The organism is Mesorhizobium sp. M7A.F.Ca.ET.027.03.2.1 (assembly GCF_003999175.1).
Taxonomy (GTDB): domain Bacteria; phylum Pseudomonadota; class Alphaproteobacteria; order Rhizobiales; family Rhizobiaceae; genus Mesorhizobium.
The window spans coordinates 1-9,626 of sequence record NZ_RZOM01000101.1 but is presented as its reverse complement, the minus strand read 5'-3'; the positions used below and the strand labels follow the sequence as shown (position 1 = coordinate 9,626).

Sequence of the window (9,626 nt, the reverse complement as noted above, 5' to 3'; positions counted from 1 at the left end):
AGCTTGACCCGGTCGCCAAGCTCGCTAGCCAGCGCTTCCAGTTTCTCGACGCGGGTGCCATGCAGGCCGACGATCGCGCCCTGCGCATGCAGCATCCTGGCGATAGCCTCGCCGATGCCCCCGGATGCGCCGGTGACGAGCGCCTTGCGGCCAGTCAATTCGAACATTTTTGTCTCCTGATTGAGAAGAGAACACCCTTTACAGGGATGGGATCAAATGACGCTTTATGCAAGCGCCGCCATGGCCGCCTCGACGTCAGCCGAGGTGCCGACCGACGCGGTGGCGACATCGCGGTTGATGCGCCGCGCCAATCCTGAAAGCACCTTGCCGGCGCCGATCTCGTAAAGTGTGGTGACGCCGTTTGCGCCGAACCATTCCACCGTCTCGCGCCAACGCACGCGGCCGGTTATCTGTTCGACCAGGCGGCGGGCGATCTCGTCCGGATCGCTGGTCGGGCTGACCGTGACATTGGAGAGGACGGGAACCACCGGCGCGTTCTTTGCCACGCCGGCCAGGGCTTCGCGCATGACGTTCGCGGCCGGCGCCATCAGCGCGGAATGGAAGGGCGCGGACACCTGCAGCATCAGCGCGCGTTTGGCGCCTTTCTCGGTGCACAGTTTCGCGGCCAGTTCGACCGCGGCCTTGGCGCCGGAGATGACCAGTTGGCCACCGCCATTGTCGTTGGCGATCTGGCAGACAGAGCCTTTGGCGGCTTCCGCGCAAGCGGCTTCGACATCGACCTGTTCCAATCCGATGATCGCCGCCATGGCGCCCTCGCCGGCCGGCACCGCCGCCTGCATGGCATTGCCGCGTATGCGCAGCAACCGGGCGGCATCGGCAACCGAAACGAAGCCGGCAGCGGCCAACGCCGAATATTCGCCCAGCGAATGACCGGCGACATAGGCGATCTTGCCTTTCAGCGAGAAGCCGCGCGATTCCAGCGCCCGGATCGCGGCCAGCGACACCGCCATCAGCGCCGGCTGCGCGTTGGCGGTCAGCGTCAACGTCTCTTCCGGCCCTTCCCAGATCAGCTTCGACAGGTTTTCGCCGAGCGCATCGTCGACTTCCTGGAAGACCCTGCGCGCTTCGGGGAAGGCGTCGGCGAGATCCTTGCCTATGCCGACCGCCTGGCTGCCTTGTCCGGGAAAGGTGAATGCAACGGCCATGCGAGGGCTCCCAAGGGCTGGTTTTGCTTGCCTGAAGACGGGTTTTTCTTGCCTGTGACGCATGGCGGGGCGCCAAGTCAAGCCCGGTTCGACCCTGCCCGAGGGCAGCCTCGTCCGCCGAGTGCCTGTTGCGAAAGGGTTTTTGGCGATCACTCCTGATGAAAACCGCTCACGATTCGTTTGCTGGCTCTTCTTATTTCCGTTACAGGCGCTAGCTTTGCGTGACAATTCCATGACAATCGAGTGACGTGCTTGTCGCTGGGTGGGGAAGTTAAAGTGGCAAAGAGTTACAAACGCACCGGCAAGGCCGCGCCACAGTTCCTGGAAGACGACCCCTCCACCGGCTATCTGCCGGGCAGGAGATGGCCGGTCGTGCGCTATGGGCTGATCAGCCTGGCGATCGCCGCTATCCTGGTGTTTGCCATCGAACTGATCGTGCGCGGCGACTTTGCCGGAACCATCTCCTTCTTCCTGCAGCCGTTCAAGCCGGGCTGGACTACCATCGTCGTGTTTGCGCTGCTCCTGATCGGCTTCGATGCGGTGCTCGGCCGCAGCCACCAGAGCCTGATGATCGTCGCGCCGCTGACCTTGTCGCTTGCTTTCGTCGGTCACCAGAAGTCGCACTATCTCGGCGATCCGCTCTATCCGACCGATTTCCTCTATGCCCGCCAGATCTTCGCGCTGCTGCCGCTTTTGGTACGCGAACGGCCGATGACCGCGCTTGCCATGGTCGTCGGCATCGTCGCCGGCCTGTCGCTGCTCGTCTACGGCTGGCGGCTATGGCGCCGCAAGGTTCCCGCACTCAGCCGCAAGGGGCGCCTTGCGCGGCTGACGCTGGCAGTGCCGCTACTCGCCTTCTTCGTTTCGATCATGGACTACGCCACCTTCTCCTGGACCAGGGATCGGCTGCAGATCATCCCGATCATGTGGGACCAGAAGGAAAACTATGCCTCCAACGGCTTTGCGCTGGCCTTTGCCCTCAACGTGCCGATGGCGCATGTCTCGGCGCCGCCGGGCTATTCCGACAAGGCGATCGCAGCGATAGCCAGGCCTGATGTGACCGCCTCGGTGCCGGCCGAGAAGCCGGACATCATCATCGTCATGAGCGAATCCTTCTGGGATCCGACCAAGTTGCCTGGCGTCACCATCACGCCAGATCCAATCCCCAATGTGCGGGCGCTGCGCTCGGGCTCGATGTTCTCGCCGGAGTTCGGCGGCATGACCGCCAATATCGAGTTCGAGGCGCTGACCGGCTTCTCCAACGCGTTCCTGCCGGCAGGCAGCATCCCCTATCAGCAATATGTGCGCACGCCGACGCCTTCGCTCGCGACCTTCCTGAAGAGCCAGGGTTACCGGGCGCGCGCCATCCATCCCGGCACCAACTGGTTCTGGAACCGTGGCGCGGTCTATGCCGATTTCGGCTTCAACGATTTCAAGTCGGAAGAGACGCTGCCGCCAATGCAAAAGCGCGGGCCACTGGCATCGGATGCGGCGATGACCGACGAGATCATCAGCGAGGCCGACGCCAGCGACGAGCCGGTGTTCTTCTTTGCGGTCAGCCTGCAAAACCACGGTCCCTACGAGCCGAACCGCTATTACAATCCCACGCATAGGGTGCAGGCGCCGATCAGCCAGTGGGCGCGCGAATCGCTACTCAGCTACGCCGAGGGCTCAGCCGATGCCGATCGCGGCCTCGAACGCCTCGTCGAATGGGCCAAGAAACGCTCCCGCCCCACCGTAATCGCCTTCTTCGGCGACCATCTGCCGCCGCTGGGGCCGGTCTATGTCGAAACCGGCTTCCTCAAGGATAATGTCGCGCCGCGCAAGGAAGCGTCGCCCGAGGCTGCTCTCGAGCATCACGAGACGCCGCTGGTCATCTGGTCGAACCGCACCGGGCCGGCTGAGCAGATGGGTGCCGTCAGCCCAGCCTTCCTGCCCTATCATATCCTGAAAACGGCCGGGATCAGCCATCCATACTACACCGGCTTCCTGGGCGAGATGAGCGAACGCTACCGTGTCGTCGACCGCAATCTTCTGCTGACGCCGGCTGGCGAAGCCACGCCCGATTGGGCGCGGCAGAAGGAGATCGATCCGGCGATCCGCGATTTCCGCCTTCTTCAGTATGATATGATGTTCGGCAAACGCCACGCGGCGCCCGACTTCTTCCCCGAAACGGTCGACAAGGACAAGGTTGTCGCCCATACGAGTTGAGCCCAACGATCCCTCAGGAGCCGGCCAGTCCGTCCCGGATCGCGCGTTCAGTTCGTCAATTGCAGCTTCGAGAACTTGTTGGCGATCTGCTGGAAAACGTCCGGCAATTTGGTCGGATCGTTGACTGCATAATAGCCGCTCGGATCAGAAGCGCAGGCGCTGTAAAGCGCGCGGTTGGCTGCGGTGTCGGATTGCAGCACCATGGTGTAGATTTGCACGCCCTCGTTCTTCAATTGCGTGCAAACGTTTTTGGTCCAGCCGTCGACATTGCGCGCAGCGGTCGTCTGGTTATCTGATCCGAAACGGCCGCCGGCCAGATAACCATATGATGTGTAGTCAGATTTCGTCGGCTGTTGGCTGGCGCCATAGACGACGTTCTCGCCGTCGGTGAGCAACAGCACGATCTTGCTGATGCCTGGCGTCTTCCACGGCGCTCCATCGGTGTAGGGCGCGGCGGGCGACAGCACCCGCATACCCCATGACAGGCCCTCGGAGACATTGGTGCCCGAACCGTTCCACTCGGTCATCTGACTGGCTGCCTTGCGCAGCTTGTCGAAATCGTCGGTCAGGGGGACCACCGGAGTCGGACACGCACGGTTCGGGCCGATAGTGATGGGAGAGCCGGTCTCGGTGATGAGTTCCTTGCCGGGCGCAACATATTTGGCGATCTTTTCCCTGGCAGCCCTGTCATCGGGCGACAGAAGTTCGATCAGATTGCCGAGCAGGTTGCTGAGATCGATGCCCAGGATGTTGATGCCCGACTGGGCAAGCCTGGTTTTGTCGCTGACATCGTTGAGATAGGAGTTGTTGTAGTATTTATCCGAATTGCCATAGGAGCCAGACGGCTTTTGGGCGTCTTCGGGATCGTCCGGTGCAAAGTACGGCACGAACAGCGTGTCGGGCTTGGCCGTGTCGGGTGGCGTGTCGGAGATATTGTAAGCGCCTGGCCGCGCCTCGACACAACCCTTCCATCCGGTGCCATTCCATCCGGCATCGGTCCATCCGGTCTTCTTGAGCTGTTTGAAAAGCGCCATGTGGTTCGGCCGCTTGCCGTCGATGACGGGAAAATTGACGCCGTTGGTTGAGGACTTGCCGTCCATGTCGATCCAGGACGGGTCGAAGCCGTCGCCATTGACGTTGACGGCGGTTACGAATGGAACCAGCGAGGCGCGGATCTTGCGCGTCGGCGATTTCGCCGCTTCGAGCGTGTCGAGCAACGATTTTGTCGCCGTCCTCAGCGCCGTCATGCGCGCGCCGGCCATCGAGCCGGTGTTGTCCAGTACCAGCACGACTTCGAGCTGGTTGTTCGATTCGACCGCCGAGGCATCGACCACGATGTGCTTGCTGTCGCCGAACAGGAAGGCGAAGTTGAGATTGACGTCCGCCGAGGCAACCGCCTTTGTCTTGACGAAGTTGACGCCCTTGTCGACAGTCAGCGTCGCCTGCGCATTGCCGAGCTCGCCATGACCGACGATGTTGGCCTGGAAATAGCGGTTGAAAGCGTCATTGCGGGTGATGTCGAGATCGCCAAGGTGCGAAGAAGCAAGATTTGCCGAATCGAGAGCGTTCTGCAGATTGCTCTTGGCCCGCATAAGGGTCGAGACATCGGTTGCGAAAGCGACTGCCGTCAGGATGACCGGCAAACCCAGTCCCAGCACAAGCGTGAAATTGCCGCTCTTCGAGCGCCAGAATTTGTTGAAAAGCATCCTTACCCCCGGAAATGCTTGCCGCTTTTGCGGTTGTCCGGGCTTTTGCGCCCTCCATGATGAATCGACCGTTGATGGCAGGCTTCAACTCCACACAACCTGCTGGTGTGGTTAAGACGTGGTTGCCGGAAACCACAACTCCGACCGTTGCTGCTCCCCGATCATCGGCTATGACACACGGGAATGCCGCTTGCCCTTGCTTTGCGGCCGGATTGCTGTATAGACGCCCGCAATCTGCCGGTCCTTGCTGGGGGCTGAACGGAGGGCCGGAGGTTTTTCAGAACCTTCGTGTGAAGCCGGAAGTGCTTCCGCCTCCCGTGTCTCCGCTCTCGACCGTCTCGTCATGCTCCTTTCTTCCCCCTGCCCCTTCGAGGGTTTGCGGGTCAGAGAAGTTGCAGAGGCTTTTGCCGCCGGGAACCGGAAGAGAAACGAAGAAAGGCATAGGACATAATGGCTCTTTACGAACATGTGTTTCTTGCCCGGCAGGACCTCTCGCAGCAGCAGGTCGATGCGCTTGTCGAACAGTACAAGGGTGTCATCTCCGCTAATGGCGGGTCCGTCGGCCGGGTCGAGAACTGGGGACTGAAGTCCCTCACCTACCGGGTCAACAAGAACCGGAAGGCTTACTACACGCTGATGGACCTGAATTGCCCGGCGGCCGCGCTCAACGAGATGGAGCGCCAGATGGGCCTGTCCGAGGACGTGCTGCGTTTCCTGACCATCAAGGTCGAGGCGCATGAGGAAGGCCCGTCGGCCATGATGCAGAAGCGCGAAGAGCGCTCGGAACGCGGCGGCTTCGGCGACCGTGACCGTGGCGATCGTGGTCCGCGTTCGTTCGGCGATCGTGATCGCGGCGACCGTGGCGATCGTCCGCCGCGCTCGTTCGGCGACGCCGGTGCCGATCGTGGTCCGCGCCGTCCGCGCGAAGGCTTTGAAGGGGGTGCAGAATAATGGTCGACATCAATCAGATCCCGACCCGGCGCCCGTTCCATCGCCGCCGCAAGACCTGCCCGTTCTCCGGCGCCAACGCGCCCAAGATCGACTACAAGGACGTGCGTCTGCTGCAGCGCTACATTTCTGAGCGCGGCAAGATCGTGCCGTCGCGCATCACCGCCGTCAGCCAGAAGAAGCAGCGCGAACTCGCCAAGGCGATCAAGCGCGCCCGCTTCCTCGGCCTGCTGCCCTACGTGGTTCGCTAATATCTCAAATGCGGGCGGTTCGCCGCCCGCTCTTTCCCACGGCGACGGGCGCCGCAGGGCCGAACATCAAATCCCGGGTTGAGGTCAAAACCTCTAACTGCCGCAACAGGCAGGACAGCGACACCAGCGCCAAAGGCGCTCAAGCTTCCTGACCTGTTCCCAAGACATTCGGCGTCGATCTCATCGATCGATTGGCGCCCAACCGAAGGAACAAAACCATGGACGTCATTCTTCTCGAACGCGTTTCCCGCCTCGGCCAGATGGGCGATACCGTCAAGGTCAAGGACGGCTTCGCCCGTAACTTCCTGCTGCCGCAGGGTAAGGCGCTGCGCGCCAACGAAGCCAACAAGAAGAAGTTCGAAGGTCAGCGCGCCCAGCTCGAAGCCCGCAACCTCGAGCGCAAATCGGAAGCGGCCCAGGTCGCCGAAAAGCTCGACGGCAAGAGCTTCATCGCCGTTCGCTCCGCCGGCGAAACCGGACAGCTTTACGGTTCCGTTTCGACCCGCGACATCGCCGATCTGCTGACGGCGGAAGGTTTCTCGATCAATCGCAACCAGATCCTGCTCAACCAGCCGATCAAGACCATCGGTGTCACCAATGTGGCGATCGCGCTGCATCCGGAAGTCGAGGTCACCGTCACGCTCAACATCGCCCGCACGGCCGACGAAGCCGAGCGCCAGGCCAAGGGCGAGACTCTGACCACCGCCGAAGCTATCTATGGCGACGACATCAACGACAACGCCCGGCCGGAGAACTTCTTCGATCCGAACACCGAGTTTGAAGGCGGCGAAGACAACGCCTGATCATCCATAGCAAAGAGGTTGAAGCTGCGCTCCGATCTCGATTGAAGCGTGCTTCGATCACTTTGCCGTCATCCAGCCATGCTGGACCAATGCCCGGGCCTCTCGCCCGGGCATTTTTGTGCCAAATGGAACTTTTCGAACCCCTATATATTGTTGCAGACTATGGCGTCGCGCGTCCTTTGGCCGCGCAAAGCAACGCTGTGCAACTTTGGTTCGGCGCAAGATCTTCGGCGAAATCGGAACCGATTTTCGCGGTCACGCGCCAAGGCAGCCTGTCTGGCCGAGAGGGGACATTTGGTCATGAATATCCTGTTGAAGCGCGTTCTCGACCGCCTGGTGCGTACCGGCAATCTCAAGGTGACCGGTCCCAAGGGCTCGGCTGTGGTTTTCGGCGACGGCAGCGGCGAACCGGTGCACATGCACATCAAGACCGCGCATGCCGAGCGCGCCATCACCTTCGATCCGATGTTGGCGGTGCCTGAAGCCTACATGGACGGCGAACTCGACATTCTAGAGGGCGGGGTGCTGGGTGTGATGCGCATCGCCTTCCAGAACATGGGCAGCGGCGGCATCGACGCCACCTGGTCGAAGGCCATCGAAGGCTTGCGCCACGCCTTCCGCCGGCTGCAGCAGATCAACACCGCCTCGCGCTCGCGGCGCAACGTGCAGCGACACTACGATTTGTCGGGCGACCTCTACCGGCTCTTCCTCGACGAGGACATGCAATATTCCTGCGCCTATTTCGAGCAGCCGGACATGACGCTCGACGAAGCGCAGGCCGCCAAGAAACGCCACATCGCCGCCAAGCTCCGGCTGAAGGCCGGCCAGACGGTGCTCGACATCGGCTCCGGCTGGGGCGGGCTTGGCCTCTACCTCGCCAAGGCGTTCGACGTCGACGTGCAGGGCGTGACGCTGTCGACCGAGCAGCATGGCGTCGCCACCGACCGGGCGCACGCGCAAGGGCTGGAAAGCCGTGTGCACTTCGAGCTGAAGGACTACCGCGAACTCAACGAGCGTTTCGACCGCATCGTCTCGGTCGGTATGTTCGAGCATGTCGGCGTCAACCACTACCGTACGTTCTTCGACAAGAGCGCGACGCTGCTCAAGCCCGATGGCGTGATGCTGTTGCACACGATCGGCCGTTCCGGCGTGCCGTGGGCGACCAGCGCCTTCATCCGCAAATACATCTTCCCGGGCGGCTACATCCCGTCGCTCTCGGAAGTCATGCCGGCGATCGAGAAGTCGGGCCTGGTCGTCACCGACGTCGAGATCCTGCGGCTCCACTATGCCGATACGCTGAAGCACTGGGGCGAGCGCTTCGCCGCCAACCGCGACAAGGCCAAGGCGATCTATGACGAGCGCTTCTGCCGCATGTGGGAATTCTATCTGGCGGCCTCGGAAGCCGCCTTCCGCTGGCAGGACCTGGTCATCTTCCAGATCCAGATCGCCAAGAAGAACGATACGCTGCCGATGTCGCGCGACTACATGGCCAAATGCGAAAAGGCGCTTGAGATGCGCGACATGGGGCATCGTGAAACGGCACCGGTAAAAAAGAGCCCTGCCGCCAAGCCGGTTCGCCGCCGCAAGGTTGCTGACCAGGAATAGCATTGCCGCTTGCCATTGCCGGCGCCTGCACTGAAAAAGGTCCCGTGACCGTCGCGGGACCTTTTTCATGACCTACGTCCTCTATGCCGCCGCCGCTCTGGCCGAGATCGCCGGCTGCTTTTCGTTCTGGGCCTGGTGGCGGTTGGAAAAGTCGCCGCTTTGGCTGCTTCCCGGCCTCGCCTCGCTCGCCCTGTTCGGCTTCCTGCTGGCGCTGGTCGACACGTCAGCCGCCGGTCGTGCCTACGCCGCCTATGGCGGCATCTACATCGCGGCGTCGCTTGGCTGGCTGTGGCTGGTGGAGGGCGTGCGCCCCGACCGCTGGGATCTTGCCGGCGCCGCGCTCTGCATTGCCGGCGCTTCCGTGATCCTTCTCGTCCCGCGGGACGCGTGAGATGGAGTTGCCGGCATCCCTTCGCCAAGGTGTCGAGCGCTTGCTCGAAAACGTTCCGCTGGCGGTACTCAAGCAAGCGGCAAAAACGCTGTCCGACCGTTATCGTGCCGAATTGCGCGACGGCCGTTTGCACATGGCCGAGGACCTGGCGGTGAAAGCCTATCTGGCGACGCGGCTGCCGGCGACCTATGCCGCGATCCGCGCCAGCCTCGACGCGCTGAGCGATGCCAAGCCCGCCTTCCAACCCAAGAGCCTGCTCGATGTCGGCGCGGGTCCTGGCACGGTGCTTTGGGCCACGACCGACCTGTGGCCCGATCTCGAACAGGCAGTGTTGTTCGAAGCCAGTGCGGCAGTGCGCAAAGTCGGCGAGACGCTTGCCGGCGACACAATTGCCGCCCAGACCAGATGGCTGGCGGGTGATGCCACCATCGACCTTGCCGACATCGAGCCGGCCGATCTGGTCACGTGCGCCTATGTGCTCGATGAAATCGCTCCCGCATCACTGCCGAAGCTCATCGACCGCCTCTGGCAACTCACCGCCGACA

At 62.2% G+C, this 9,626-nt stretch carries 10 protein-coding genes; 7 read left to right on the top strand and 3 right to left on the bottom strand.

Annotated features, from left to right (window positions below):
- Positions 1–167 (bottom strand): SDR family NAD(P)-dependent oxidoreductase (locus EN750_RS07095; RefSeq protein ID WP_127396014.1); only part of this gene is annotated, 167 nt, incomplete at its 3' end.
- Between the two features lie 57 nt (positions 168–224).
- Positions 225–1,166, bottom strand: a complete 942-nt coding sequence (gene fabD / locus EN750_RS07090; RefSeq protein WP_127396013.1) for an ACP S-malonyltransferase — start codon at positions 1,164–1,166, stop codon at positions 225–227.
- Between the two features lie 276 nt (positions 1,167–1,442).
- Between fabD and EN750_RS07085 the strand changes: the two genes are divergently transcribed.
- Positions 1,443–3,377, top strand: coding sequence for an LTA synthase family protein (locus EN750_RS07085; RefSeq protein ID WP_164873871.1), 1,935 nt, complete (start codon positions 1,443–1,445; stop codon positions 3,375–3,377).
- A gap of 47 nt (positions 3,378–3,424) precedes the next feature.
- On the opposite strand, the gene EN750_RS07080 is transcribed toward EN750_RS07085, so the two are convergent.
- Positions 3,425–5,083: a pilus assembly protein gene (locus tag EN750_RS07080; protein WP_127396011.1), complete on the bottom strand. Its 1,659-nt coding sequence runs from the start codon at positions 5,081–5,083 to the stop codon at positions 3,425–3,427.
- A 450-nt stretch (positions 5,084–5,533) separates the two neighbouring features.
- On the opposite strand from EN750_RS07080, the gene rpsF reads away from it, so the two are divergent.
- The 6 genes from rpsF to EN750_RS07050 form a co-directional block, all read left to right on the top strand.
- Entirely contained in the window at positions 5,534–6,034 is a 501-nt protein-coding gene (rpsF, locus tag EN750_RS07075; RefSeq protein ID WP_013532520.1) for a 30S ribosomal protein S6, read from the top strand.
- A complete protein-coding gene (gene rpsR, locus EN750_RS07070) occupies positions 6,034–6,282 on the top strand; it encodes a 30S ribosomal protein S18 (RefSeq protein ID WP_006203718.1) in 249 nt (82 codons plus the stop codon). Before rpsF ends, rpsR begins: the two co-directional genes overlap by 1 nt.
- A gap of 218 nt (positions 6,283–6,500) precedes the next feature.
- A complete protein-coding gene (gene rplI / locus EN750_RS07065; RefSeq protein WP_023813757.1) occupies positions 6,501–7,085 on the top strand; it encodes a 50S ribosomal protein L9 in 585 nt (194 codons plus the stop codon).
- A 300-nt stretch (positions 7,086–7,385) separates the two neighbouring features.
- The gene (locus tag EN750_RS07060; RefSeq protein WP_127396010.1) at positions 7,386–8,690 is read left to right on the top strand and encodes a cyclopropane-fatty-acyl-phospholipid synthase family protein; all 1,305 of its coding nucleotides are present in this window, start codon (positions 7,386–7,388) and stop codon (positions 8,688–8,690) included.
- Positions 8,691–8,757: 67 nt separating this feature from the next.
- Complete coding sequence (locus EN750_RS07055; protein WP_127396009.1) at positions 8,758–9,081, top strand: YnfA family protein; 324 nt, start codon at positions 8,758–8,760, stop codon at positions 9,079–9,081.
- A 1-nt stretch (position 9,082) separates the two neighbouring features.
- Positions 9,083–9,626 (top strand): small ribosomal subunit Rsm22 family protein (locus EN750_RS07050; protein ID WP_281062272.1); only part of this gene is annotated, 544 nt, incomplete at its 3' end.